Origin of the sequence: Vibrio sp. RE88, from assembly GCF_013113835.1 — a bacterium.
GTDB lineage: Bacteria > Pseudomonadota > Gammaproteobacteria > Enterobacterales > Vibrionaceae > Vibrio.
This window is the reverse complement of record NZ_VTYQ01000001.1, coordinates 179,242-204,470: the sequence shown is the minus strand read 5'-3', so window position 1 is coordinate 204,470 and position 25,229 is coordinate 179,242. Positions and strand designations below refer to the sequence as shown.

The 25,229-nt window shown below is 45.0% G+C and carries 29 protein-coding genes; 16 read left to right on the top strand and 13 right to left on the bottom strand.

The features are described from left to right. The first annotated feature begins 14 nt into the window (after positions 1–14). The gene (locus tag F0265_RS00980) at positions 15–974 is read left to right on the top strand and encodes a sensor domain-containing diguanylate cyclase (protein ID WP_171747400.1); all 960 of its coding nucleotides are present in this window, start codon (positions 15–17) and stop codon (positions 972–974) included. A 22-nt stretch (positions 975–996) separates the two neighbouring features. Here the strand turns inward: F0265_RS00980 and F0265_RS00975 are convergent, their stop codons facing one another. Together F0265_RS00975 and F0265_RS00970 are read right to left on the bottom strand one after the other, a co-directional pair. Further along, complete coding sequence (locus tag F0265_RS00975; RefSeq protein ID WP_171747399.1) at positions 997–1,287, bottom strand: hypothetical protein; 291 nt, start codon at positions 1,285–1,287, stop codon at positions 997–999. A 105-nt stretch (positions 1,288–1,392) separates the two neighbouring features. Then, positions 1,393–2,259, bottom strand: coding sequence for a LysR family transcriptional regulator (locus F0265_RS00970; protein ID WP_171747398.1), 867 nt, complete (start codon positions 2,257–2,259; stop codon positions 1,393–1,395). 100 nt (positions 2,260–2,359) lie between these two features. Between F0265_RS00970 and F0265_RS00965 the strand changes: the two genes are divergently transcribed. Beyond that, positions 2,360–2,731: a nuclear transport factor 2 family protein gene (locus tag F0265_RS00965; RefSeq protein ID WP_171747397.1), complete on the top strand. Its 372-nt coding sequence runs from the start codon at positions 2,360–2,362 to the stop codon at positions 2,729–2,731. A gap of 52 nt (positions 2,732–2,783) precedes the next feature. Here the strand turns inward: F0265_RS00965 and F0265_RS00960 are convergent, their stop codons facing one another. Both F0265_RS00960 and F0265_RS00955 read right to left on the bottom strand, forming a co-directional pair. Beyond that, positions 2,784–3,863: a permease gene (locus F0265_RS00960; RefSeq protein WP_171747396.1), complete on the bottom strand. Its 1,080-nt coding sequence runs from the start codon at positions 3,861–3,863 to the stop codon at positions 2,784–2,786. Between the two features lie 170 nt (positions 3,864–4,033). After that, positions 4,034–4,957 carry a LysR family transcriptional regulator gene (locus F0265_RS00955; RefSeq protein WP_171747395.1) on the bottom strand — a complete coding sequence of 308 codons (924 nt, stop codon included), beginning with the start codon at positions 4,955–4,957 and terminating at the stop codon, positions 4,034–4,036. A gap of 106 nt (positions 4,958–5,063) precedes the next feature. On the opposite strand from F0265_RS00955, the gene F0265_RS00950 reads away from it, so the two are divergent. From F0265_RS00950 to F0265_RS00935, 4 genes are all read left to right on the top strand, one after another. Next, positions 5,064–6,008: an NADP-dependent oxidoreductase gene (locus tag F0265_RS00950; protein WP_171747394.1), complete on the top strand. Its 945-nt coding sequence runs from the start codon at positions 5,064–5,066 to the stop codon at positions 6,006–6,008. Between the two features lie 185 nt (positions 6,009–6,193). Next, on the top strand, positions 6,194–7,648 hold the full coding sequence (locus tag F0265_RS00945; RefSeq protein WP_171747393.1) for an FAD/NAD(P)-binding protein: 1,455 nt from the start codon (positions 6,194–6,196) through the stop codon (positions 7,646–7,648). A 2-nt stretch (positions 7,649–7,650) separates the two neighbouring features. Then, entirely contained in the window at positions 7,651–8,514 is an 864-nt protein-coding gene (locus F0265_RS00940) for a permease (protein WP_064486900.1), read from the top strand. Positions 8,515–8,625: 111 nt separating this feature from the next. Continuing rightward, entirely contained in the window at positions 8,626–8,979 is a 354-nt protein-coding gene (locus tag F0265_RS00935) for a tRNA-binding protein (protein WP_019277337.1), read from the top strand. Between the two features lie 88 nt (positions 8,980–9,067). Here F0265_RS00935 and F0265_RS00930 read toward each other — a convergent pair whose 3' ends face one another. The 4 genes from F0265_RS00930 to F0265_RS00915 all read right to left on the bottom strand — a co-directional run bounded on the left by F0265_RS00930 (position 9,068) and on the right by F0265_RS00915 (position 12,622). Then, the gene (locus F0265_RS00930; protein ID WP_064486902.1) at positions 9,068–9,568 is read right to left on the bottom strand and encodes an SRPBCC family protein; all 501 of its coding nucleotides are present in this window, start codon (positions 9,566–9,568) and stop codon (positions 9,068–9,070) included. Between the two features lie 197 nt (positions 9,569–9,765). After that, a complete protein-coding gene (locus tag F0265_RS00925; RefSeq protein ID WP_171747392.1) occupies positions 9,766–11,031 on the bottom strand; it encodes a RidA family protein in 1,266 nt (421 codons plus the stop codon). Between the two features lie 446 nt (positions 11,032–11,477). Further along, positions 11,478–11,951, bottom strand: a complete 474-nt coding sequence (locus F0265_RS00920) for a hypothetical protein (protein WP_171747391.1) — start codon at positions 11,949–11,951, stop codon at positions 11,478–11,480. Between the two features lie 530 nt (positions 11,952–12,481). After that, positions 12,482–12,622, bottom strand: a complete 141-nt coding sequence (locus F0265_RS00915; RefSeq protein ID WP_006960052.1) for a hypothetical protein — start codon at positions 12,620–12,622, stop codon at positions 12,482–12,484. A gap of 235 nt (positions 12,623–12,857) precedes the next feature. Here F0265_RS00915 and F0265_RS00910 point away from each other — a divergent pair, with 235 nt between their 5' ends. From F0265_RS00910 to F0265_RS00890, 5 genes are all read left to right on the top strand, one after another. Next, on the top strand, positions 12,858–13,151 hold the full coding sequence (locus tag F0265_RS00910; protein WP_019277332.1) for a metalloregulator ArsR/SmtB family transcription factor: 294 nt from the start codon (positions 12,858–12,860) through the stop codon (positions 13,149–13,151). After that, positions 13,138–13,710, top strand: a complete 573-nt coding sequence (gene sigZ, locus F0265_RS00905) for an RNA polymerase sigma factor SigZ (protein WP_171747778.1) — start codon at positions 13,138–13,140, stop codon at positions 13,708–13,710. The genes F0265_RS00910 and sigZ overlap by 14 nt, the downstream gene beginning before the upstream one ends. Before the next feature lie 123 nt (positions 13,711–13,833). Then, positions 13,834–14,523 (top strand): glutathione S-transferase family protein, encoded by a 690-nt coding sequence (locus F0265_RS00900; protein ID WP_171747390.1) that lies wholly within the window; start codon positions 13,834–13,836, stop codon positions 14,521–14,523. Between the two features lie 114 nt (positions 14,524–14,637). Beyond that, positions 14,638–15,024, top strand: a complete 387-nt coding sequence (locus F0265_RS00895) for an MAPEG family protein (RefSeq protein WP_171747389.1) — start codon at positions 14,638–14,640, stop codon at positions 15,022–15,024. Then, on the top strand, positions 15,024–15,548 hold the full coding sequence (locus F0265_RS00890; protein ID WP_171747388.1) for a DNA mismatch repair protein: 525 nt from the start codon (positions 15,024–15,026) through the stop codon (positions 15,546–15,548). Before F0265_RS00895 ends, F0265_RS00890 begins: the two co-directional genes overlap by 1 nt. Positions 15,549–16,006: 458 nt before the next feature. Here the strand turns inward: F0265_RS00890 and F0265_RS00885 are convergent, their stop codons facing one another. Next, complete coding sequence (locus F0265_RS00885; protein WP_171747387.1) at positions 16,007–17,029, bottom strand: acyltransferase family protein; 1,023 nt, start codon at positions 17,027–17,029, stop codon at positions 16,007–16,009. Between the two features lie 235 nt (positions 17,030–17,264). Here F0265_RS00885 and F0265_RS00880 point away from each other — a divergent pair, with 235 nt between their 5' ends. The 3 genes from F0265_RS00880 to F0265_RS00870 all read left to right on the top strand — a co-directional run bounded on the left by F0265_RS00880 (position 17,265) and on the right by F0265_RS00870 (position 20,366). After that, complete coding sequence (locus F0265_RS00880; protein ID WP_171747777.1) at positions 17,265–17,852, top strand: TetR/AcrR family transcriptional regulator; 588 nt, start codon at positions 17,265–17,267, stop codon at positions 17,850–17,852. Between the two features lie 115 nt (positions 17,853–17,967). After that, the gene (locus F0265_RS00875; protein ID WP_171747386.1) at positions 17,968–18,816 is read left to right on the top strand and encodes an alpha/beta hydrolase; all 849 of its coding nucleotides are present in this window, start codon (positions 17,968–17,970) and stop codon (positions 18,814–18,816) included. Positions 18,817–18,977: 161 nt separating this feature from the next. Continuing rightward, positions 18,978–20,366, top strand: a complete 1,389-nt coding sequence (locus F0265_RS00870; RefSeq protein WP_171747385.1) for a DASS family sodium-coupled anion symporter — start codon at positions 18,978–18,980, stop codon at positions 20,364–20,366. A gap of 39 nt (positions 20,367–20,405) precedes the next feature. Here the strand turns inward: F0265_RS00870 and F0265_RS00865 are convergent, their stop codons facing one another. From F0265_RS00865 to F0265_RS00855, 3 genes are all read right to left on the bottom strand, one after another. Next, positions 20,406–21,905 (bottom strand): HAMP domain-containing sensor histidine kinase, encoded by a 1,500-nt coding sequence (locus tag F0265_RS00865; protein ID WP_171747384.1) that lies wholly within the window; start codon positions 21,903–21,905, stop codon positions 20,406–20,408. Next, entirely contained in the window at positions 21,892–22,590 is a 699-nt protein-coding gene (locus F0265_RS00860; RefSeq protein ID WP_064486910.1) for a response regulator transcription factor, read from the bottom strand. Before F0265_RS00860 ends, F0265_RS00865 begins: the two co-directional genes overlap by 14 nt. Positions 22,591–22,680: 90 nt before the next feature. Beyond that, positions 22,681–23,211 carry a hypothetical protein gene (locus tag F0265_RS00855; RefSeq protein ID WP_082314882.1) on the bottom strand — a complete coding sequence of 177 codons (531 nt, stop codon included), beginning with the start codon at positions 23,209–23,211 and terminating at the stop codon, positions 22,681–22,683. Between the two features lie 242 nt (positions 23,212–23,453). On the opposite strand from F0265_RS00855, the gene F0265_RS00850 reads away from it, so the two are divergent. Continuing rightward, on the top strand, positions 23,454–23,705 hold the full coding sequence (locus F0265_RS00850) for a DUF3081 domain-containing protein (RefSeq protein ID WP_021458631.1): 252 nt from the start codon (positions 23,454–23,456) through the stop codon (positions 23,703–23,705). A gap of 49 nt (positions 23,706–23,754) precedes the next feature. On the opposite strand, the gene F0265_RS00845 is transcribed toward F0265_RS00850, so the two are convergent. After that, positions 23,755–24,111 (bottom strand): DUF413 domain-containing protein, encoded by a 357-nt coding sequence (locus F0265_RS00845; RefSeq protein WP_006960082.1) that lies wholly within the window; start codon positions 24,109–24,111, stop codon positions 23,755–23,757. A gap of 192 nt (positions 24,112–24,303) precedes the next feature. Between F0265_RS00845 and F0265_RS00840 the strand changes: the two genes are divergently transcribed. Then, a complete protein-coding gene (locus F0265_RS00840; RefSeq protein ID WP_038157118.1) occupies positions 24,304–25,197 on the top strand; it encodes a LysR family transcriptional regulator in 894 nt (297 codons plus the stop codon). The last annotated feature ends 32 nt before the right edge of the window (positions 25,198–25,229 follow it).

The window sequence follows — 25,229 nt, the reverse complement described above, 5'->3', positions numbered from 1 at the left end:
AAAGAGCCGTACTGATGAAAGAGCCTGACTTTCCTGATAACGAAGCGCAAAGAATAAAAGACCTTCATTCTCTTGATATTCTCGATACCGAACCTGAAGAACGTTTTGATCGTGTCACCCGTATAGCGAAGCATCTTTTTGATGTGCCGATTGCAGTGGTGAGCTTAGTGGATAACCATCGTCAGTGGTTTAAATCATGTATTGGTCTTCCTGTTCGTGAAACCGCAAGGAATGTCTCGTTTTGCGGACATGTCATCAATGATGAGGGCCCTTTCATTATTAATGATGCCACCAAAGATCCGCGTTTTCTTGATAACCCGCTTGTCATGGGTGAGCCTTTTGTTCGATTTTATGCAGGCGTGCCTTTGGTCTATCACAACAGTAGCAAGCTCGGTACATTGTGTATCATTGATACGAAACCGCGTGAGTTGACCATGCAACAAATGGCGGACTTAGTTGATTTAGCAAAGATGGCTGAACAAGAGTTGGAGTCAACCATTCAAGCAACGCTTGACCCGCTGACGCAGATTTCCAATCGCCGTGGTTTCTTCGAACTCAGTGAGAAGTCGATGCAGTATTGCCGAATGGGTGGCTTTTGTGTCGCACTGGCGTATTTTGACCTGAATGACTTTAAAGAAATCAACGATGAGTTAGGTCATAAAGTGGGTGATGAAGTACTGCAGCAGTTTGCTGATTTGATGGCAAGTTCATTCAGCGATTCGGATGTTTTTGCCCGAATTGGTGGCGACGAATTTGTGGTCTTCATGTCTGGCTTAACCGAAAAAGTGGCTGAAATTGCGGTGAAACGGTTTAGAAAATCAGTTGAGCGATTTAATGATCAAGAAAACAGAGGTTACGAGATTAAATTTAGTGCCGGGATTGTGGTAGCTAAGCCGTCTGCGGATGTGTCGATTGATTCTTTACTTGAAGAAGCCGATAAGCGGATGTACCAGGAAAAGTGCGCCAGCAAATAGCACTTTTCCTGACTAATAAGCTTTACAAATCACGCATCAAAATCTCATATTCTTCATTAGCTTCAGAAATCAGATGGTGCAACTCAGTTGCATCTCTATCATCCAAATCTAGCTGCCATTGGTGTTGTGCTTCTTTTCCTTTAATGCGTGTTTTACCATCCAACTTTTCGAAACTGATGTCACACAGCTCCGTTTGGTGATGCTCATTTTTCTCAATAATATCAACATCTAACAACCCCGTCGGGTTGACCTCTATATGAGCATGGCAATGGTTTTTGTCTTGTAATTCGTAATCCCTAAATGTTGAAATCATGCTGTCCTCCTTATCTAGTTTGCTGACGCGTTTTACAATTGTAGGACACAGTTTTTGAACAATTGGTGAAATAATCGTGAAGCTTGATCCAGGTTAAACAGCTGTTCAAAATTCCGTCACGGATTTCAGTCTTTTCTCGATCGCATCTATGGCTCTGATCACCGAAGTTGGGGGAGACTTGGAGTAAGGATGAAGCGCATAGACATTATTGTGCATCAGCTGTTTTTGTTTAAAACAGGGTCGCAAGTCTGGATATTGGCTGAGCATAAAGTCTGGAAGTAAACCAATCCCCATATCTTGCCGAATAAGGCTAGCCACTTGGCTGACTGTGTTGACTTTATGATGGGTGAGGTAGCTAAGCTCAGTTGCATTGTCGCCGTTGGTATCGTGAAAAAGGTGTGTGATGGTTTTTGGCTGCCAGTTGTTGGCGATGTACTTAGCGCTTTCAGGCGATTGGCGACTTTCAACTGACTGGCATAACACATCGCGAAATTGACCAATGCGCTTTTGTTTTACATTGCTGTCTGGCGACTCGCCAACTCGAATGGCTAAATCAATGTCATGTTGCATTAAGTCCAACTGCTTGTCTTCTGCAACTAAGTTGAGTGATACATCGGGAAAAGGAGCAAAAGCATCACTCAGGGCAGGAACAACAATACTCTCCATTAACGCAATGGGCGCGGTGATAGACAGTTTGCCGCTGGGCTCTTTTTGTAATTGACGAATATCATCCCAGGCTGTCGACATAACGTCGTTCATTGTGATGCAGTGTTGATAGAACCTTTCGCCCGCAGGAGTGAGTGACTGCTTACGAGTGGTGCGCTTTAACAGATCGGTGGCGAGCTCACTCTCCAGCTTTTTAAGGTGAGTACTCAGGACTGATTTCGACAACTCTAATTTGTCAGCAGCTTTTGAAATCGAGCCTGCCTCGACAATCGCTTTGAAGATCATCATTTGTTTGTGCTTGTTCATTATTGTTCTCTTTATCCAAACAGTGATTTCTAATTTATCTGTTTTTCTTAGTTAATCATAGGCCTAAACTTCTCTCCATCAGACAAGAAGGAGAAACACAATGAGTCAGTCAGTATTAGAAGCGTGTCAGGCAGGTATCGACGCGTGGAAAGCAGCATTTAACCGTCAGGACGCAAAAGAGTGTGCAGAGCAATACGCCGAAGGCACAACCATGATCGCCAAGCCATTTGGTACGTTTGAAGGTCGCGAGCAAATTCAGGCGTTTTGGCAAAACATCATTGACCAAGGCTTTAGCGATGTATCTTACACAGATACAACGTGGGAAAAAGTCGATGACAATAACTATATCTTGTCGTCAAAGTGGACGATGAACAAAGCATTCGGTGTGGTACATAAAGAAGTGTGGACACTGCAAGAAGATGGTAAAGCTCGCTTAACTTACGATGAATTCGAAGTGCTGGGCGAACGATAATAAAAAAGGGGATACGCATGGCGTGTCCCCTTTTTGATTTCCTTTTATCACATTAAGCAAACAGGTAGCTGTATAGGAAGCCAGCGCCGATCGCCATGCTTAGGATGACAGTCAGGAATGCAGCAATCATCTGATTTTTAAAGATAGATTTAAGCAAAATTACTTCTGTTAAGCTTGCGCCTGCGCTGCCGATGATCAGTGCCATCACAGAACCCAGCGCCATCCCTTTTTGTACCAGTGCAGCACTTAGAGGAATCACCGCTTCAGCACGAATGTACAGTGGGATACCGATGATGGCGGCAACTGGAATCGCATACCACTTGCCCGCGCCTGCGTATTCTGCAATCAAGTCTGTTGGAATAAATCCGTAAATAAATGAGCCGATCGCAATGCCCAGCATTAGGTACGGGAATACTTGCTTAAAGTCTTTCCATGTTGAGTGCCAGATTTTCACCCAGCGATTTGGCTTACGCTCTTCAACTAAAGTCGCGGTTGCACTGCCGTCTGCTGAGCAACTTGCAACACCGATTGATGGTTCTGCACTTGCGCCGCAGCTGGATTCTTTTGCCATTGCTGGCGCTGGTTCACCACAGCTGGATGTCCCACATGTGCTCTCTTTCTTCGGTTCAGGTTTGCTTTCACCACAGCTTGTTCCACAGCTGCTGGCTTCTGCCGCCTGATACGCCTCCGGTTTTACGTAACGTTCAAAACCGAGTTTCTCTAGTGCGTAGCCCGCGACAACAGATACAACCATAGCGATCATGAAGTAGAACAGGGCGACTTTCCAACCAAAGGTCACGACAAACAAGCCAATGATCACTGGATTAAGCAATGGGCTACCAAACAGGAAGACCATCATAGGGCCGAATCCTGCACGCGCTCGAAGCAGACCTTTGAGGAAAGGAATGGTTGAGCAAGAACAGAACGGCGTGATGGCGCCCAGTAGTGCTGCTACGACATAGCCTTTGCCATTCCGTGAGCTCAGGATCGACTGGATCTTTTCTGGTGTAAGGAACTCTTGCAACACGCCAACGATATAGCTGATGGCAAGAAACAGAATGATCAGCTCAGTCGCGAGAAAAGCAAACATATCGAGCGCTTCACTGGCCATGGACATAAATTCATTGTTCATAAGGTGACTCCAAAATTCGGGTTTTATGAATCTGAACACTTTCAAATTCATTTCTATTTTTCTCGAATTATAGAAATAAAAAACAAATGATCAAGAAAAATATTTCGATAAAAATCGAAATAAAAAGCATGTCTAATAATATCAATCAGTTAGTAGGAATGTTTTTTTCGCTAACCAGTTACTCCGCTGGCAAACACATGGGTCTCTGTTGAAACGATCGCCTCGACTTCGTTAATTAGCCATTTCAGAGCTCGGTTATGCTGATTTCTTCGGTGCCAAGCGACGGAAATGGTAGGAGATGGGACAGAAATTGGCATTGGCTTTTGAATCAGCCTCCCTTTCTCTATTGCTTTGCTGGCCACGGTAAACGGCAGAACACTGATCAGATTGGACTCTTCCAATAAGTCCATGGCACCTGAAAAACTATTGACGGTCATGGCGACGCGTCGCTGGAGTCCTTTGAGAGCCAGTGTAGAATCCACAGCGCCACTTGGATCACCAGAAAGTGAGACCAACAAATGGTCTGCCCCACAAAAATCTTCCAGCGAAAGCGCACGGTCTGCGAGTGGATGATCTGGCCTCATGACACAGGTAAAGTGGTTGTCGTAAAGGTGCTGAACTGAAATTTGCTCGTGAGTCGTAGGGTAGTAATCCAAGACAAGATCCACTTCGGCTTCCAGCAGCAATTTTTGTCCATTTCCTTGAAAAGGGACGGCATATAAATCTATAGCTCGGGCGCTGTCCTCGATGATCGCTCGCAATCGTGGCCAGAAAAGACTGCTGATGCCGTCGGTTAACGCTACCCTAAGCTGAGTTGAAGAAGTCATAGGATCGAACTTAGGTGGAGAAACGGTATGGCTGATCTTATTGAGAGGTTCCGCGACTTCTTGCCATAGCTGCCTTGCGTAAGGAGTGGGCGTGACTCCTCGCCCATGTTTGATAAACAGAGGATCCTTCCATGCGTAGCGCATCCGAGATACGGCTTTCGACACAGAAGGTTGGGTCATTGCTAACTGCTCTGCTGCAATGGTGATCGACTGCTCACGCATGATTGCGTCAAAGATAACTATCAGATTTAAATCAGTTTTAGCCATACAACTCATTCCTGTTTGGAATAACGTTTATATCAACTATTAATTAGAAGAAATAGGTTATTAGTTGAATACTGAAGCTGTTCTCATCACAGATAAGGAAAAAAGTATGAAAGCAGCATTCATCAAACAATATGGAGATATCACTCAACTCAATGTTGGTCAGTTGGATAAGCCAGAGCCATCATCCAATCAGGTATTGATAAAAATCGTGGCATCGGGTGTTAACCCGGTCGATTTCCATATTCGCAATGGCATGATGGCCGACAGTGATACCCTTGCGTTGCCACTGGTATTGGGCTGGGATTGCTCCGGTGTTATTGAGCAAGTTGGTGACGAAGTGAATAGGTTTAAGCCAGGTGACAAGGTGCTCTCTTTCACTCCTATCTCGGAACAGGGCACCAACGCCGAATACATTGCGGTGAACGCGGATCTCGTTGTGGCAAAACCAGAGCAAATGAGTTTTATCGATGCGGCCGCTTTGCCATTGGCCTCTGTCACTGCGTGGCAAGGGTTACATACGCATGGTCACATCAAGCAGGGGCAAGCTGTTCTTATCCATAATGCTTCCGGTGGTGTTGGGTCACTTGCGGTGCAAATAGCCAAGGCTGCCGGGGCTTATGTCGTCGCCACGGCCTCTCAAGCTAAGCTGGACTACATAAAAACATTAGGGGCAGACGAAGTGCACGATGAAAGCCAGACCGATTGGCACTCGACGATGAGGTTCGATCTGGCTTTTGTCGCGAAAGCAGGTGCTTATCTGCTTCATCGCACGGTTTCCTGTGTTAAACCAGGTGGCCGAATTGTCTCCACCTTTGATGAGCTCTCTGAAGGTGAAGTTGGCATTTATGGTATTTCGTTCACTAGAATGTGGGTCGAAAACAACGCTGATGATCTTAGTAATGTACTCAGCTTGTTCAATGAAAACCAGTTAACCATCCCGAGAGATACGGTTTATCCACTTGAGGACATCCAACTCGCCCATAAACGTTCTGAACAGCACAAAGCGGTTGGAAAAATTGTGCTGACCGTTGATCCGAAATTGAAATATTAGATTTGGCTTGCAGCTCTTTTGAGCTGCTTTTTGTTATGGAAGTCTACTCTTTCGGTTTGTTACACATATCCAAAGTTATGTTTTCAAAAATAAAACCAATTTTATACAAACTTGTTGCATATTGATGTTAATTTTATAAAATCCTCAATTCATTCGACTAGCTGATAGTTCTATTTGAGGTATAAATGGAAGTTTTTGATATCGCAATCATTGGTTTTGGTGCTAGTGGTGTTGGTTTATTAAATGAAATACAGAATGAAGTTTTTACGAAACGTCACCTAAAACCAAACATCGCCATATTCAATAATCAAAAAAGTTTTGCTAAAGGCAAAGCCTTTGGGGATGCATCGCCAATACATATAGTAAACACACCACCAGAGTTAATGTCGCCGTCAGTTGTAGAGCCCAACGGGTTTTGGCATTGGTTGCGTGAGCAAAATGCAATGGATTCAAGGTGGCCGACTAGAGTCACGTTCGCTAAATATCTGGAGTATGTTTACAGCGATATCCAAGCTACTGGCCTACTCAACCTCCACGAGGTCCAACGAGATGTGCTTTCGTTAGAGTACGTTGAAGGTGTGTTTGAGCTAGCTCTTCAAGATGGAGAATTGATTAAAGCTCGTGAAATTGTTTTATGCTTGGGATCTCTCAATTCTTCCAACTTCTCCGATCTAGAAGAGCTACCAGGGTTTATCAATCATCACACCCAATATAATCAAACAGTTAATGAACCAGTTCTAATAGCGGGCTCTGGTCTGACAGCGGTAGATGCGTTTCGGCATCTTGATAAATCAAAGAATGCGAGAGCAAATATCTTTTCAAGAAATGGATTAGCGCCAACCTGTTTGAGTGAAAAACATCTATATGCACCAAAACATTTAACTTGGAACTCCTTACTTAGAGAAAACCATTTATCTCCTCTAAAAGCTTTTATGAAATTGCTTTTGAAAGAACATCGCTCACTTCAAAATGAAAGCGAATTCAAGACGGCGTTCCGTTTGTTACGCACAGGAAAACAAGCAGAATACTTTAGGTATTTGGAGGACCGTGCTGCTAATGCCGACTTACCTTGGCAAGATGTATTAGTATCCACAAGGTATTGGTTTCATAAGTTTTGGAAGGCGATGCCAATACAAGAGAAATATCAGTTTGTCTCCTGTTTTGGCTCTCTTTGGGCTGCGTGGCGCCATCCTATTCCGATGAGTTCATTTAGCCAGTTGGGTAATGCGGTTGACGAGGAAAGGCTCGAGTTCTTTAAGGCAACATCTAAACCAACTTATGAGAATGGTGTATTTCGGGTTCCTACTGTAAGAGGTACCATGGAGTCACGAATGTTGTGGGATGGTACAGGCGGTAGTCCAGTAATACGTAATTCAGTCAGTCCTTTGTTAGATCAATTGATTAGTGAAGGATATGTCGAGCCGCACCCATGTGGTGGTATTTATATAAACCCTAAAACTTTTGAAGTATCTTCCAGTCGTAATGAGGTCAGTGGTTTATATAACATTGGGCCACTAAACAAGGGCGTTTTGTTCTCCACTAATGCATTTTGGTTTAACGCTCAATGTTCAGAAAAATGGGCTCATCAGTGGGCGAAGCGAGCGGAAGCATGGGCAACTGAACATAAGGTGGTGGTTTAGTAATGGCAACTTTGCTCCCTTTTATCTATTTGCTTGTGGGAATTCTGATTGGCAAAAGGCAGTTAAACGTCAAAACGTTTTCATCTCTCGTACTCACTAAGATAGTGATACCTTTAATTATCATCTGGAACATCTCCCTTCATTTAGAGGAAATGGCATGGGTTATCGCATTGACGATGGTGTCTATGCTAGCGATATTCGCTTGCCGACACTGGATGGGAAAAGATGCAATTCGAAGTTTATGTTTTTGCTATCTGAATATAGGTTGGTTGGGTTTGCCAATTGCCCACACATTGCTGGGGGATGAAGCTGCTAGATTCGTATTAGCTGCGTATATTGGAAGCTCCATTGTTGGTAACTCAATTGGCGCGAACTATTTAAAAAAAGAGGCATTCTCGGTTTTAAAGATTCTGAGTTCGCCACCGGTGATTGCTTTACTTATTGGTTGTTTGTTGATTCCAGTTGGGAGCGATATCGAAGTATACGGATACCATATGTATCTCGTGTCCAAATTCCTGATGAGCTTTTTAGGCATGATGATACTTGGTATTTGGCTTTCTGAAACAAGTTTAAAGAAAAGCGATGTGTTGGCTTATACCAAGTCTTATGCATTTAGAATTTTGATATTGACTACAGTGGTTCTTGTCGTTTTTGGCATCAGCCAAATATCAAACTCAGAGATTGTGTATCAACAACTGCCGTGGCTGTTTTTAATCTGTCTACTTCCTCCTGCTGCTAACATTATTGTCCTGGAAACCTCCTATCTGGGCACAGGAACGAGTGCGGCAAGAATTTCGGTAGAAACCATGGTAAGTATCGTGGTGATTGCGGCTTACGGTATAGTGGTACACTCGTTGAGCTTATAAAGAGGCATCAGGGACATAACGATTTGCGGCGTTTGTTATGAATATCAATTTGTTGAAGGCCAAATTCGAGTATTAGTAGTGATGTTGAGACGAATACAAAGGAACCAATATATGAAACCAGCTCCAATCAAAGATTTGATTACATATGACGACTTTTCCAAGCTGGATATTCGAGTCGGTACAATTACAGAAGTTAGCGAAGTTGAAAAATCAGATAAGCTGATGAAACTGACAGTCGACTTTGGTGATCATACTCGCTCAATTTTGGCGGGGATCAAACAGGAGCGAGCAAATCCACGTGAGATTGAAGGTAAACAAGCTCTGTTTGTTGTTAATCTTCCTGAAAGAAAAATGGCCGGTGAAATCTCGCAAGGCATGCTGTTTGATATTGGCTACGAGGATAAGATAACGCCGTGTCTAGCCATGCCAGAATCTGAAGTGCCAAATGGCTGTCGAGCGGGATAGATTCTGTGGGGGAGGTGAAAAAGCAGCGTGTATAGCGCTGCTTTTTTGTTGGTTTAGTTAGCTGAGCCTTTGATAAAAGCACTAAGCCTTATATCGCATGTACGGATTTATAGCTTGGGTTCTGGTTTTCCATGTGGTGTCGAAGGTCATCTAACACTTGCCCAAAGTTCTTTGATAGCCCTAATTTTAGAAATGGGTAAGCTAGGTAGCCAAACGCGGACAGTTCAATATTAGACTCCCAAGTAACCAAACATTTTTCTGCGGACACTTCTTTAACAGAGAGCGTGACAATGTTTTTCTTTACAGGAAATACTTTTGGAGCGTTGAATGGCACGACATCAAACTGAAAGCGCATATCCTGCTCTGAAAAGTACAAGATGTTTTCTTTTGCTTTGAGCCCATTTGGCTTGTCTGTGAACTCGCAGACACGACCCGCAACAGGTGCGCCATCTAAGACATTGCCTTCTTTCAGCGCATAGGAGTCGACAACAAACCCCATCCACGTGTGCGCATGTTCGAACTGATCTGCAACAATTTTCCACACATCAGATGATTTACGCTTGATTTCAACGACTTTTAAGATATTCATAATCACATTCCTCTAGGTCTGACATATCAGATTGTTCAATCAGTATATGTGGACCAAAAATGTGACGATATAGATAAAAATGCGCCTTTATGGTGCGTTTTTGAACCAATTTCAGTATGGACGCTAAGTACCGTCTTTGCATTAAAATAAGAAGCCGACTGGTTTAGTCGGCTTTTCAAACGCGTCGTTCTTATCGGTTACCCTCTAGGAGGAGTCCCTTCTCCGTTTGAAACAACGACGTCGATTTGTATCAGTGCATTCATGGCAATATCAGAGACTCCAACGACGGTTCTTGCTGGTAGATCTCCTTCAAAATACGCCGCGTAGATTTCGTCTACGATGTGCAGGTCTTCAATATTACGCAGTTGAATATTCACTTTTACAATGTCATCCATCTCATGTTCAATGCTTTCAATAATGACTTTAATGTTGTTCAAGCATTGCTGTGTCTGTTCTTTCACGCCACCAGTTACCAGTTGATTAGTCATGGGGTTCAGGGGTAACTGAGCCGCGATGTGGTTGTAGTGAGAAAACGCAACGGTGTGAGTGTGTAATGCATTGAAAGGAGCGCCGTCAGTATTGTGGGCTCTAATGACAATGCCGTGTCTGTCTTCGACTTCTTGTGGTGGTGTGCCGTCACCATGCGAAACGACAACATCCATCTGAACCAAGGCATTCATTGGTAAAGCTTTTGCAGAAACGATGGTTCGAGCTGGCACATAAGCGACGCTGCGGGCGATGGCTGAGTCAGGGAAGAAGGTTGTATAAACCTCATTGACGGCGTCGAGATCTGCCAAATCGGTCAGATAGATTCGAACATTAACGATGTCATCATAGGGAACATCAATGCTTTCCATCACGGCTTTGATGCTCGTTAAGCATTGCTTAGCCTGCTCTTTCACTCCGCCTTGAATAAGGCTGCCAGTGGCTGGGTCTATCGGCAATTGCGCCGACAAATTGTTGTAGTGAGAAAAGGCCACTGTTTGTGTCGATAACGCACTCTTTGGGGCTTTGTCAGTATTTCTGGACAATTTAATCAAGTCGCAAGGGGCTTGTGGTGCCGTACCTTCGCCATTTGAGATCAGGGCATCCATTTGAATTAACGCATCACTTAGCGGCAAGTCTTCAACGGCGAGTGCGGTACGTGTAGGTAGATGTTGATGGAAGTAGCCAGCGTAGACCTCATCGACCGCGTCTAAGTCATTTATATTTCTAAGGAAAACGTTAATCTTTACGACGTCCTCAAGCGTGTGATCGATGCTTTCAACAATCGCTTTGATGTTCTCTAGGCATTGTTTCGCCTGTTGTTTGATATCTCCAACAATTATCTCTCCTGTTTCTGGGCTGACAGGTAATTGGGCCGAAATATTGTTGTAATGAGAAAACGCCACTGTTTGCGAAGATAGCTCGCAGATCGGCGCGCGTTCGGTGTTTCTGGAGACTTTAATGATACCGCCACTCATGTCGATGTTTATCCTTCTCTGTTGTCCGTAGATATCTGTGTATCTTTGGTAGGGTTTATGTGTTGGATGAGAGTGACGAGATAGTAGGCGAATAGTTAGCTGGCAATTGTGATAAAAATCAAAATACAATTTGGCAGGAAGAGTTGAGAAAATCAGGATTTTTATTCACTTAAAGAGGAAATATCCAGAAATAATTATTCCTACTGGCGATCGTGGTTATTTCTTTTGGAATATTCCACTTGGAGTGCATAGCTAATCAGTGGGACATTTAATGAATAGCTGATGTTTCTTCTCGTTCTGGTGGCGGGTTCACAAGAATCCGGCAGATACGATCATTTCTACACTTAATCGGTGTTGTTTATTCCTAAATAGCTACATAAATACTATTCATGGACATCGAACAAATAGTGTCACGCCGGAAGCCTGTCTCCGGCGCTGGTCGCCCCTTATATTTTCAAGCTCCTGGGCACCTCGTCCATCCATCTTTTACATGTTTTCCACCAGTCTTCAATCTGCGGCTTGTGCGCAGGTTGAAAAGGTCTTTGCGGCGGTAAGAATAGATTTGGAAACTGAGCAGGCCAACTAGTGAATGAAGGGCCACCATTTTTCATCCAAGTGATGGAGTCCATGTTGTACTGACCGCTCATCAACGGGCCACGCACTAATATTTCGCCACTGTTTAGCCAGCATATACGTTGACCTTGAGTTTTCCCGACTGGAATTCTGACCGTGAAGCCAATTGGAATGGCGACATCCTCCTGCATGGCAAGACCTAGTGTGAACTGATCACAACATTGAATAGAGACACCTTGGGCAATGTTTTTCTCAGCGGCAGGTAGCCAGCAAGTTGTGCCTTTGCCAGTGTCACTCATGGTGAACTCTGGGTAGTCGTTAGTGCCTTCTGATTTTAATTCCCCCATGAGTAAGTCTGGCCAGCAAAAGTGACAACCGGGAAAGCCTCTGTATAAGGCTAGTGTATTGCGTCGCCACTCTTTAATCATGTTGTGTAGGTAATCTTCATCATCCCTAGCTGAAAGCTCGTAGCACTTACTTAAACGGAAAGTTATAGGGATATTAGTAGTTTTGCGTTGGAGGCAATTGAAATCCATATAGAAATCACCTTCCGTCAGCTTGATACGGTGGGGGTATTCGCAAAAATTAAATTGCAATCGCAAGTCACCTACAAACAGAAAGTTTGACACGTTCATTTCTCCTCAAAGCACTTGTTTGGATAAATATCGCAAAGCGTTAGTTCAATATCTGAGCCGATCAAACTCATCATATAGACAGAGGGGAGGAGAATGAACTGACTAAAATATGGTCAAACCAGATAGTTAAATTGGAGGCTTCTAAACCTAACAATGAGGTTGTCGGTTAATAGCCCAAGTGTTGGGGGAGATAAGGAAAAGCCAGATACGCTGAGCCTCTGGCTTTGAGAAAGGACGTGGTTTTACTCTTCTGCTGTGGCTTCGTGAATGGCTTGTTTTGTGTCGCCCCACACTTTTGATGAATCATCTTTAACCCCTTGCCATGTGTTGGAACAGCCGCCAATCAGCAGAGCAATGGCCGTTACAATCAATGATACTCTCATGTTTTATCCCTTAATTAGCACGTTATCTTGTGACTATATCAAAAACGGGTTGGCTAAATGTGAAATTCACTTCAGGATTTGTTTTCGAAAAAACAGGAATCGAGGATTAGGTGGCTACTCTTAATGAGTCACTGCTGAAAAATAGCATGCCCATATTAGGATGTTCTGTTGAGTACATTGCAAAATACATATATTTCGATTATCTTGGAAATAATGTTTTATGTAGGAGTGACTGATGGAACTTGAAGTTGTCGCAAAAGCGTTGAAAGAGCTAGGCCACCCAACGCGTCTTTCCATCTATAAAAGTGTTGTAAAAGCTGGGTTTCAGGGTATCGCCGTTGGTGCGATTCAGGAACAGCTGAATATTCCCGGTTCGACGTTGTCTCACCATATCTCCAGTTTGGCATCGGCAAATTTAATCAGCCAGCGTCGCGAAGGCCGCACACTTTATTGTGTTGCAGAGTATGAGTGCCTTGAAGGAGTGATTGGTTTCTTACAAGATGAGTGTTGTGCTGATGAACGTTGCTAACCCCACCTTAAAACTTGAAGATGTCTGGACTCAGTATCAGCAAGCGGTTAAATCCTTTCTTCATTCCAAAGTCAGTAACCCCGATGATGTCGATGATCTTCAGCAGGAGATTCTGATCAAAACCTATCAGAACCTGAACACAGTCAAAGACGCTGAGAGTGTCAAATCCTGGCTGTTTCAGCTCGCCAACCGAACCATCATTGATTTTTACCGCAAGCGAGCCCGCCAGCAACGTGACGGTGAATTGGAAGCCAATGATTTGTGGTTTGAAGAGCAAGAAAAATCCATCGAGCAGGACATGATGAAATGCATCAAGCCTTTCATTCAGGCGTTACCTGCCGATCAATCGGAACTATTGGACGCGGTGGAACTGCAAGGTGCAAGTCAGAAAGAGCTGGCTGAGAAGGCCGGTGTGAGCTACTCCACACTGAAATCTCGCGTACAGAAAGGCCGAACAGAGCTGCGTAAATTGTTCGAAGGCTGCTGTTCTCTTTCTTTAGACAAGCACGGCAATGTGATCGATTGTGACGAGAAATCAGATAGTTGTGGTCGTTGCTAAACCTATTGGCTGGACTTTTCTAAAATAATTTCGCCTTTTTATCGTCTTCCTTTTCTTAGCCTCGTCTTAAGGGTGTAAGTGATGCAAAAGCATCGATTCTTAAGATACAAGAGAGTGTACAAGATGATTAAAGTAGTTAGCTTCAAAATTTGTCCGTTTGTTCAACGTGTGACTGCTGCGCTGGAAGCGAAAAAGATCCCGTACGAGATTGAGTACATTGATCTGAAAAACAAGCCGCAATGGTTCCTTGATATCTCACCTAATGGTCAGGTTCCGGTCATGGTAGCGGAAAACGGTACGGCGCTGTTTGAATCGGATGCGATTATTGAGTACATCGAAGATGAATTCGGCCCGCTTGAACAAGGGGTTACAAACGAGCAGCGTGCATTGGATCGTGCATGGAGCTATCTAGCGTCAAAACACTATTTGGTTCAGTGCAGCACAATGCGCAGCGCAGATGAAGCGACCTTGACGGAACGTGTCGAGAAGCTGGCAAAAGCGTTTGCCAAGGCTGAGAAGCAGTTAGCTGGGCCATTCTTTAAAGGCGAGCAGATGAGTAATGTGGATATGGCTTGGCTGCCGCTGTTGCATCGAGCGCACATTATCAAGTCTCGTACCTGTTTTGACATGTTGGAAGGTTTACCAAAAGTTCAGGCATGGCAGAACAAGATTCTGGAGTCTGGTTTGGTGGAAAAAACCGTCGCAGAAAACTTTGAAGAAGCATTTACCGGCTTTTACCTGTCTGATCAGACTTTCCTAGGTAAAGGTGAAGATTGCATTGCCAACTCAGGTTGCGGCACTAATTGCTGTTAATAATCCAGACTCGAGTTTGTTTGCCCCACTCATAAGTGGGGCTTTTTAATGGATTTTCTCCATAACTTCTGAAATTATTCTCTACAATAATCAGAGTAACAAGGAGAAATACTTATGATTACAGCGCTTTACGCGTCGATATTAGCCGCATTGATGATATGGCTGTCGATACAGGTAATCAAACAGCGTCGCAGTGCCAAAGTTGCCTATGCAGATGGTGGAGTGAATGCCCTTCAGGTTGCTCGCAGTGCACAGGGCAATGCGATGGACTATATCCCAATCACTTTGTTCTTAATGGCGATGGTTGAATTTAACGGTGCCAGCCCTTGGATGATCCATCTGGCTGGGGCTGTATTTGTCATTGGCCGACTCATGCATGCTAAGGCGGTATTGGCTGAGAAGCTCAAAGGTCGAATTACTGGTATGAAGTTGACCTTTCTGGTTATGGCGGTGCTTATTGTCCTTAACCTCGTGTATCTGCCTTTTGGAAAATTATGGTAATGCCTTTCAAAGTTCCGCCCGCTTGGTCTCTGGTACTGGTTGGCCTAGTCCTCAATATTCTTGCGATTGTCATGTCGAGTGTGGTGTTGGATAGGTTGAGTGCGCAGATCGCGACTCTGGCAGAGCAGAAAGACGAAAATATCTATTCGATTCAGCTCGCCTGGAGCAGTGTCGAAACGTTGGAGCGTAAGCGCGAAGCTATTTTGCTGCACTTGAGTCAGGTCGGAGACGATAAGATCGATGATGCGCTACAAACCGCGCTTCAAGGCCAACTTAGTGCTTGGCTAGGTGGAAGTGTTCCGCCGATCAGCCGTGAAAATCTAAGTCCATTAATGATGCAGATTAATCAGGCTCAGCAGGGTTATCGCAATCAGATTGATGATTATTATCTGAAAAATCTTACCATTACCGAAGTCATGGCGGCTTTGAATGAGAAAATCGCTTGGTACAAAAACATCGGTTTGTTTTTGCAAGTCTTTGGCCTGACTTTGATTCTGGCGCGAGATTTGGCCAGAAAACCCTGATTAAGCCGATCTTCAACTAGGTGTGACCTAAATAAGAGACTTTTTATATATTTCCATGGATGCATCTAAGTAGCTTAGCATCATGGAACTTTATTGAATCTGCATTAACTAATTACAAAACGTATCTAAATAGAATGAGGTTTTCCTTGGCGAGAGTGATTCTTACATTTTATGTTTTGTTTCTGTCTGGATGTGCAGTTAGTAGTGCACCGAGCTCCCCAATCTGCATCCCAACAGGTATTGGTATTTACTGCGGTGGTAATACATAGCGACATGTCCTAAAGCTCCGTCGTAAGCATACTCAACAGTTTAAAGACTCACTTCAATTGATGTGCTTAACGTGGAGTCCAGAAAAAGAGTTAACCTAAAACTGAGCTTCAGAATCGATGATTCTGAAGCTTTTCTTTTTTAATTGAGGCATTTGTAGATTGAAAAAACAAGGCCAACTCAGTGCATGGCTAGCGGAATAGCCAGCGCCTGAGAGGTGTTTTGCTCATTGTGGTGACGAAAGTTAGGGTTAAGAAAACAGTCCCGATCAACACTGCCGCATCTTTGCTTGCCCCAGTCATGCCTGCCATCCCGGTGATATTCATCATCAAAATAATCATTGGAAGATGCGATACGTAAATTGCCAGCACATATTTTGACAGCGATGTTATTGCCCAACCTTTGCCTAGTTCTGGTTTGGCGAGTAGCCAGAGAAAGCAGCCTAGGCTCCAGAGTAGAGTGCCGAACAGGTAGTCGTTCTCGTTAAACGTATGGCCTAATCCTGATAGCCAGTAAGCTTCACCAAAATGAATCACCATACCCGAAAGTGCGATGAGCAAGGCTTGTCTGGCGGTGACAGAAAGGTTTTGCTGGCGAATGAGTAAACCTACAGTAAACAACAATGTACTGAAAAATGGGCCGTTACGAGTAAAGAAGGGCGCCCACATCTCAGTAACAAGTTGGTAGCTGCCTGCTAGCGTGCCGTATAAGTAGAGCAAAGCGGCGACAGGAAGCATCCAGCCGAGCATGTCTTTATGAATGAAGAACGCACACAGAGTTGCCGCTAGCATTAAGGCAGGCAAGAACCACAAGTGCACCAAGCCTCCTTCCATCAGCGAGTTTATCGGATTTTGTGCCAGAAAGTGCCAATAGCCTTGTCTTTCAGCTAGGTAGCCATGCTCGAATAAAACACCGAAGTTGAATGGCATCAGCAGGCATATCACACTCCAGACCACAAAAATTCTAAATAATGGTGTTATGTAGCGCTTGAGTGTTTCCATTGGTGCGATACTGAGCTTAGGTTGAATCAGGTAACCGGCTATGAGGAAAAACAGCGGCACAGCGAAGCGCGTCGTCTGGTTAAAAATGTAGCCAAACCAAGGTGTGCCTTGATATTGCCAATAGGTGAGGAACATCTGACAGTGCATCGCGAGAATCGCAAAAATAGCGATAATGCGACCCAGCTCAATGCTGTGAATTTTATCTTTTTTCATCGCAACATGGATAAGGAATAATTTGCACTTACGCTAACAGTTTTAGGATGCCGATAAGCGGTGTCAGGTCAAACTCCTCGGGCGTTTCCTTGGATATTGAGCCAATTCTGCGAGTCGGGTCGAGGCCTTACAATTATTACATTTATCGGCTGGATTCCTGACTACCGAGACATTTATAGATTGCAAAAAAGTACGAACGTGCTAAAAATAACAAGAGTGAATAAGTGAGAGCATGATGAGCAAAGGTAAAGTAACCCGAGACAATATCCTGAGTAAGGCGTTTGAATTGGCGAGCGAGAATGGGCTGGAAAGCCTCACGATCGGTGAATTAGCCAAGCAATGCGGTATGTCGAAAAGTGGTTTGTTTGCCCATTTTAACTCCAAAGATAACTTACAGATCGCGGTTTTGGAGCATGCGAACCTGATTTTTACCCAACGAGTGATTGCGCCAGCGAGAGAGCAAAGTGCCCTTCGTCAGGAGCAGAAGATTCGTACCCTGCTGGATAATTGGCTTGGTTGGAATCATTCGTTTCAGGGCAGCTGCATGTTTTTGGATGCATGGAAAGAGACCAATCCAGAAGCGAACCCAACGCAACAAGCGTTGAAAAAAACCATCGCGACTTGGGTCGAGTACTTGAGAATTCAGGTCGCAAAAGGGGTAGAAAATGGTGAGTTTCGCCAAGATCTTGACCCGAAGCAGGCCACGTTTGAGTTGTATGGTTTGTATTTAAGTGCTCACTTGTTCTATTCGATTCACGGAGAGCACGAGAGTTACCAACATTTCTGGCAAGGCGTTGAACGCATGATGACAAGCTGGAAGTAAGCATTAGCTGGCTGAGCCACTAGTCTGAACGTGAACTGGGCTCGGCCAATAAATTAACTAAAAATAGCACGGTCGTTCGCTTTTTAGTGAGGCGAACCCGAAAAGGATAACGACCATGAGTGAGAAGATTTATTTTAATACCTCGAACAAGTTCAGTGTTAAGAAGAGCTTAGTTAACCTGACGACACGCTTGCATCACACGCTGGCACCGAGTCACGCAAAGCAGACGGCTCGCAAATTGCTGCTGACGCCAGCGAGAACTAAGCCAAAGAATGCTCAACCGGAAGGCTTAGTCATGGGCGAAGTTCAATCTCAAGAAGGGCCACTTAAGACTTATCAACTCGGTCAAGGCCCGGTTTGGGTGCTCACTCATGGTTGGTCTGGTACAGCGAGCCAGTTCTTCCCATTGATGGAGCATATCGCTTCACAGGGCTATACCGCACTGGCGTATGATCATCCAGGACATGGTGAAAGTGGCGGATTATACGGACATATTCCGGCGTTTGTGCACGGTTTGGAGGCAATTCTTGATAGCGTTGATGAAGTGGCAGGTTTAGTGGGCCACAGTATGGGAACTGCTTCAGCGATTGAGTGCCACCATCAGAAACTGGTCGACAAGCCGTTACTGCTTATCGCGCCAGTATTGGATTACCTTGATAACCTGTTTGGCAGCGTCGCTCGCTCAGGCTACTCAATGCGTTTGTTTAGTGCGGTAGTCTCTGAAGTGGAGGAGCAATACCGCTACCCGATTCAGTCGATTGACCCATACAACAAACTGAAATTACGCCAGTCGAAAACCATCATAGTGCATGACGAAGGGGATAAATTTGCTAAGTTCTCTGTATCGCAGAAAGCGGCACAGGATATGGAAAATGTCACCTTGGTCGCGACTCAGGGACAAGGCCATGGGCGAGTAATGAAATGCCCTCAAGTCATGCAAAGTTTTGATGAGTTGATTGCGTAATAGACAAATTGGTTATAAATAAAACTCCAGTTATTTCATTGTGTTAACAGAGTTAACCACGTTTTTGATATGGTTAACAATTTCGAAATGAAAAATATTTCCTCATGAGCTTATGTGGGACCATTTGCATTGCCATCTGGCCCTCATGAGGAAATATAATAATGAATAGAAATGATAGTGTTCCATTGCCCACAAACACTCGGGAGTGGCTGTTAAACCGCAACAGCCTGATTGTTCTCGCCAATGTCGCCTTATTCGCGACCCTCTACTTTACACTGCCCTTCGAACCTCAGGTCGTTCTTGGTCTGAGCATGTTAACGTTTATCGCCATTCTCTGGCTCACTGAAGCGCTGCACGTAACCGTTACCGCTATTTTGGTGCCTGTTATGGCCGTTTTGTTTGGTGTGTTTGATACTCAAACGGCCTTAAACAATTTTGCTAATTCCATCATCTTTCTGTTTCTTGGCGGTTTTGCATTGGCTGCAGCGATGCACCGTCAGGGGCTAGACAAAGTCATAGCCGATAAAGTGTTGCTCATCGCTAAAGGAAAGATGAGTGTCGCGGTCTTTATGCTGTTTGGTGTGACTGCAGCGCTGTCAATGTGGATCAGTAATACCGCGACCACTGCGATGATGTTGCCGTTAGTGATGGGTGTCTTGAGCAAAGTGAACTCCGAAAGTGGCCACAAAACTTACGTGTTTGTCCTGCTCGGGATCGCTTACAGCGCCAGTATCGGTGGTATCGCGACCATCGTTGGTAGCCCACCAAATGCCATTGCAGCAGCAGAAGTAGGTCTGAGCTTTACAGACTGGATGAGCTTTGGCCTGCCGACTGCCATCACCTTGCTGCCCATCGCTGTCGCTGTGCTGTTTATGGTGCTTAAGCCAGACCTGAAAGGTCAGTTTGAACTTAACAATGAACCAGTAAACTGGGACAAAGGCAAAATTGTCACCTTGGGTATTTTTGCTGTAACGGTTTGCCTGTGGATTTTCAGTAAGCCAATCAATGCGTTGATTGGCGGGTATGCTAAGTTCGATACAGTTGTCGCTTTGGGTGCGATTGTCGCGGTTAACTTTGCCCGCGTGGTGCACTGGAAAGACATCGAGAAGACGGCTGACTGGGGCGTATTACTGTTGTTTGGTGGTGGTATCTGTCTGAGCAACGTGCTTAAAGCAACCGGTACCAGCGTTTTCTTAGCCAACGGCTTGAGTGAGTTGATTTCACACCTAGGCATCTTCTTCATCGTTGCGGTGATCGCTGTATTTGTGGTCTTCCTAACGGAGTTTGCCAGTAACACCGCCAGTGCAGCGCTGCTTATCCCTGTATTTGCCAGCGTGGCAGAAGCATTTGGATTATCGCCAGTGGTGTTGTCTGTATTGATCGCCGTGGCGGCATCTTGTGCCTTTATGTTGCCCGTTGCCACCCCGCCTAATGCCATTGTGTTTGGCTCCGGGCATGTTCAGCAAAGTGAAATGATGCGCGTCGGCCTGATCCTCAATATCGCGTGTATTGTCGCACTTACCTTTATCGCCATTACGTTCTGGGCGTAATAGAAAAGGGAGCTGTTTGAAGCTCCCTTTTATCTCTGACTAAGATTTCTTCAACCTAACCTCCACCCTCAGCCCCCTCTGGTGGTTGAGAGTCGTGTTACTGAACTTAACTTCGCCGGACATCTTTTCTACGGCACTGGTGACGAAACTTAGCCCTAATCCATTGCCTTCTGTTGAGCGGCTGGCTTCCTGTCTGAAGAACTTCTGACCGAGCTTAGTTAAGCTTTGCGTTTCCACGCCGCCACCCTGATCGGCAATGGTCAGTACGATGTGATCATTGTCGGCATTAGTGTTGATTTCAATCGCTCCTCCTGTTGGGGAGAATTTGGCGGCGTTATCGATCAGGTTACACAACACCTGAAACAGCAGCTCATCGTTAGCCATGACTTGTAAATCATGCCCTAGGTTTAGCGTCAGGTTGAGTTGTTTTTCTTCCATGACCGGTTCATACAGCTCGTGAACACTGTTGATGACGGTACTGAGGTGATTGGTCTGAAGGTCGAGTGTTTCGCTACCTCGTTCAAGACGGTTGATTCGCAGCAGCGTATTAAAGGTGTGGACCAGTTTTCCTAGTGTGACTTCCAAATCAACCAACTGAGGGCTTTCAGCCGCTAACCTTTGCACTTTGTTGTACACCGCTGTAATCGGAGTGCGTAAATCATGGGCAATGTTATTGGCCTGCTCACGAGTGGTGTTGACCTGCTCTTCAATGCTATCCAGCATCAGGTTAATCTGTTGGCTGGTTTCTGCTAATGGCCCACTGAGCTGATTGATTTCAATCCGCTGATTGAGACTGTTGGTCTGCTGAATTTTGTGGCTGGTGGTATTGATGTCGGTAAGGCGCGCTTTGATGTTACGCAACATCAGCATGGTGATCAGATAACCCACAATCAGGACGGCCCCTATGCTCATCAGCAGCAAATTGATCGTGTTGGTAAAGGAGTCGAAGTAGTCCAAATTCAGCGAGATATACATGACTTGCCACTGGGACTGGTTAGGCAGCAGTAACATGATTGTCGTGTCATTGTTGATCGGATGAGCGAGTTCTGGCTGCTCAATTTCAGGGTCGCTTTGCAGCAGTTCGATCATTTTCCTTTCGGCTTCAGCATCGTCTAAACCACTGAAAGTGATACTAAAACGGACATCCGATAATGAGAGCGCGTCGGCGTCTTCATCATCTGGCAGCATACCGAGATCATCGAGCAGAGAGGCTTCACCTTTAGCTACATCCCAACCTTCAGGGATCAACTCTTCACCGAGTGTGTTGCTGAGTTGCTCATTACTGACTACTGGACCAAGCTGATAATAAAACAGGGGGTTGCTCTCTTGCCGAACCAGTTCTTTGAGCACGATAGACTGCCCGTCGTCATACCATAGGTCTTCGACCATTCTGGCTTCTGACTCCAGTAAAGGGTAGGCACCTACATCCAGCACCCAGTTGCTGAGCTCTTTTTTGGCAAACAAGATGATCAGAATTCCGGCCATCACCAGAACGCCATAAAATGAGAGAAATTTCTTAAATGGATCAGTCAGGAACATCGTTTTTTACCTGAAGAATGTAGCCCGCGCCGCGCACGGTGTGGAGTAGAGGTGTGTGGCCATCAAGGTCGATTTTCTTTCTCAGACGGCTGATATGAACATCTATGACATTGGTTTGCGGGTCAAAACTGAAGCTCCAGACTTTTTCCAGCAACATGGTTCTGGTGATGACTCTTCCTGCATTGTTCATCAGGTACTGGAGGATCTGAAATTCGCGATTGTTAAAGCTAATCACAGTGTCGCCGCGCTTGGCCTGACGGGACAACAGATCCAACTCCAAATCGTCAATCACTAAAACCTGGCTATCGGTTTTGTCAGAGTTGCTATTCGCTCTTAAGGCAAGTAGCTCAACCCTAGCCAGTAGCTCTGAAAAGGCGAACGGCTTGACCAAATAATCGTCGCAGCCGTTGCGCAGCCCGTTGACGCGTTCTTCGACACTGTCCAAAGCGCTGAGGATTAGGATAGGTGTCTCTTTACCACTGGAGCGAATCGCTTTCACCATTTGTAAGCCATCAACTTCCGGCATCATACGGTCGGTGATGATGACGTCGTAGTCAGACTGCATGACACTGATCAGGCCCAGTTTGCCATTCTCGACAACGTCTATCTGATGACCGCTTTGGCTAAAGCTCTGACGCAAAAAGTCAGCCTGCTCCTGATTGTCTTCAACGAGTAATAGTTTCATCTATGGATATACCCACTGCTTTGCCCTGACGATGGCCAGGGCGTTAGATATCATCGACTTAATATACGCTGATGATGAGATAATCTTAAATTATAGTTCTGCCATGTTGTGCATTTCGACATCCTCGTCATACATTTCCATGTCTTCAAAGGACTCTTGGTAAATGGAGGTGACTTTTAGAGTGTTGCCGTCGATCTGCAGCATCGTTGCTTCCTCAGCGTAAGCTTTGTCCATCAGCATCACTTGATAAACGACACCGACCGGCTGATATTCTTTAAACGCTTCGCCAACCTGTCCACGAAAGTTGTTCTCAACAAATGTCAGCACGTCCAAAAGGCTGTATTTGGTTGAGCTGGTGTCGACGACTTGGCTTGCACCACCCTGACCGTCGAGTTTGACCAATTGTGGTGGATTGGCTTCTTCGACTTGAGCAATGTATTGATCTTTACCATTTTCATCGACTGCCAAAGCGATGTACTCATATTTGGCTGGGTATTCACGTTTGATTTGTTGCAGTGCTTCGACTGCGCTGAGGGCTGGACCGCTTTGGCTCTCGCTTGCCATCGCTGGCGTTATCATAGTGAGTGAAAGGCAAATGAAAGCAATGGATGATTTAAACATAGTGTAATCCTCGATCTGTAAGGGATGTTGTGTTGACCCAAACAAGATTACGTGACGGAACTAAATCCCTTCTGACCTGAACATTACAAATAATTCATCTAACTGTTCATGCGGGCGATGAATGTTTTTGGGGTATACAGTGAAAGAAAAGTTGCCTAACTTTTGACCTTGCTCAAAGTCTGTTATGGCGAAAAATAGACGTGCTACTCATACTTAAGAGGTATAAACACGGAGTGCAAGTGATGAAAAACGAACTCGATCCGACCAAAGTACTTCACGCGTATGAGACGGTGATGGCAAACGGGACGCCGACTGAATACGGCAAGATGTATGAAGGGGTAGAAGCCTTCTCGGACTATGACGGATACAGTGTGTATCTACGTGGTAACGGCGTTGAGCTTAAGATCGGTTTCCACAATACCTATCATCTGGAGTACGATCAGGAGCATCTGCGTGATACTTTTCTGAAGAAAGTCGCGACCCTAGCGAAGTAATGCATTCGCGATATGAAAAGCCCCGTGATACGGGGCTTTGTCTTTGTTACTAATCTTCTTCGGCCAAGCTAACATCTTCAGAATAGTCTTCAATGGCGTCTGGCTTATTGCGACCATTAAGGGTATGAAAACGCTTACGACCACGCGCTAACTGCACATACTTCAGCCAGACTCGCTCCAGTTTTGATTTCGCTTTACCTGGATTTTCTATCACCTTAATGAAGTGCTTTTCCTCGGCATTTTCCGGTTCAAGTATCCGCATCTCCAAACCCTGCATCGTATCCCCATAAAGCGTTAGGATTTCCTCTTCTGCAAGCGTAAAATCCCCGGACTTGGCAAAGCCACGTGGGAATTTGGTGTTGTCATAAAAACGTTTTTTGCCGTGACGAAATAGAGTGTCAGACATTTTGGTAGCCTCTATAAACCTACTTGGTTGAACTAAAACGAAAAGTAGGCGTAAATTTAACAAAAGAAAAACAAAACCTTTTTATCGTCTCAATTAAACACTTTTATGAAGGTTAGATAACAGTTTGTTTAACGGGAAAATAAGTGAAACCCATTATTGTTATCCTTTAATGCTCTTTACTGAGGTATTTCGATGGACGTCAAAGTCTTCAAAACATTTTTAGAACTGGCCAATGTGCGTCACTTCGGGCGTGCGGCGGAGAACCTATACATCACTCAGGCGGCTGTGAGTGCGCGAATTAAGCAACTGGAAAGCTATTTTGATACCCAGTTGTTTATTCGTGACAGGAACAATATCAAACTGACGTCGTCTGGTGAACGTTTGGTGAGTTACGCCGAAGTCATGGTGGCGACCCTTCAACAAGCAAAGTTGGAGTTGTCTTTGGAAAGTGGTAAAGCGTTACAACTGACGATGGGCGGAACGCCGAATGTCTGGGATGCGTATTTGCAGAATTGCCTGAGCATTGTGACGGATTCGTTTGGTGGTTACGGGTTTATGGCGGAAGTGATGGGGCGAGAAGCGCTGAATCGCAGCTTGCAGGAGAGAACACTGGATATGGCGTTCGCGTTTGACCAGATTAAAGCGGACGAACTGCACTGTAAAAAGGTTGCCGATATCGTTTTGGTTCTGGTTTCAACAGAAGAGCATACGCTAGAGAGTGTATTTGAGGATAAGTATGCTTATGTTGATTGGGGAACCAAGTTTGCGTCTGAACATGCTGAGCGACATCCGAAAATTCCAGCACCTTATTTGAGAACCTCGACTGCACGTATTGCAATGGATTTCATCCTTGAAAAAGGAGGAAGTGCTTACTTACCTGCGTCGCTAGTGGAACCATTTATTGCCAGCGGGCAGCTATTTAAAGTGGTGGGTGTTGAGGACTGGCACCGACCTATCTACTTAAGTTACCGTAAGGCGAGCTCTTCGGTTGAAGCGATTGAGCAGGTGGAGGAGTTGGTGAAAGATATTGACCCGATTACCGCGTACTCATTACAACAAATGGCGGATTTGCCATTAGATGAATAAACAAAAAGCCCTCGGTGTTCCGAGGGCTTTAC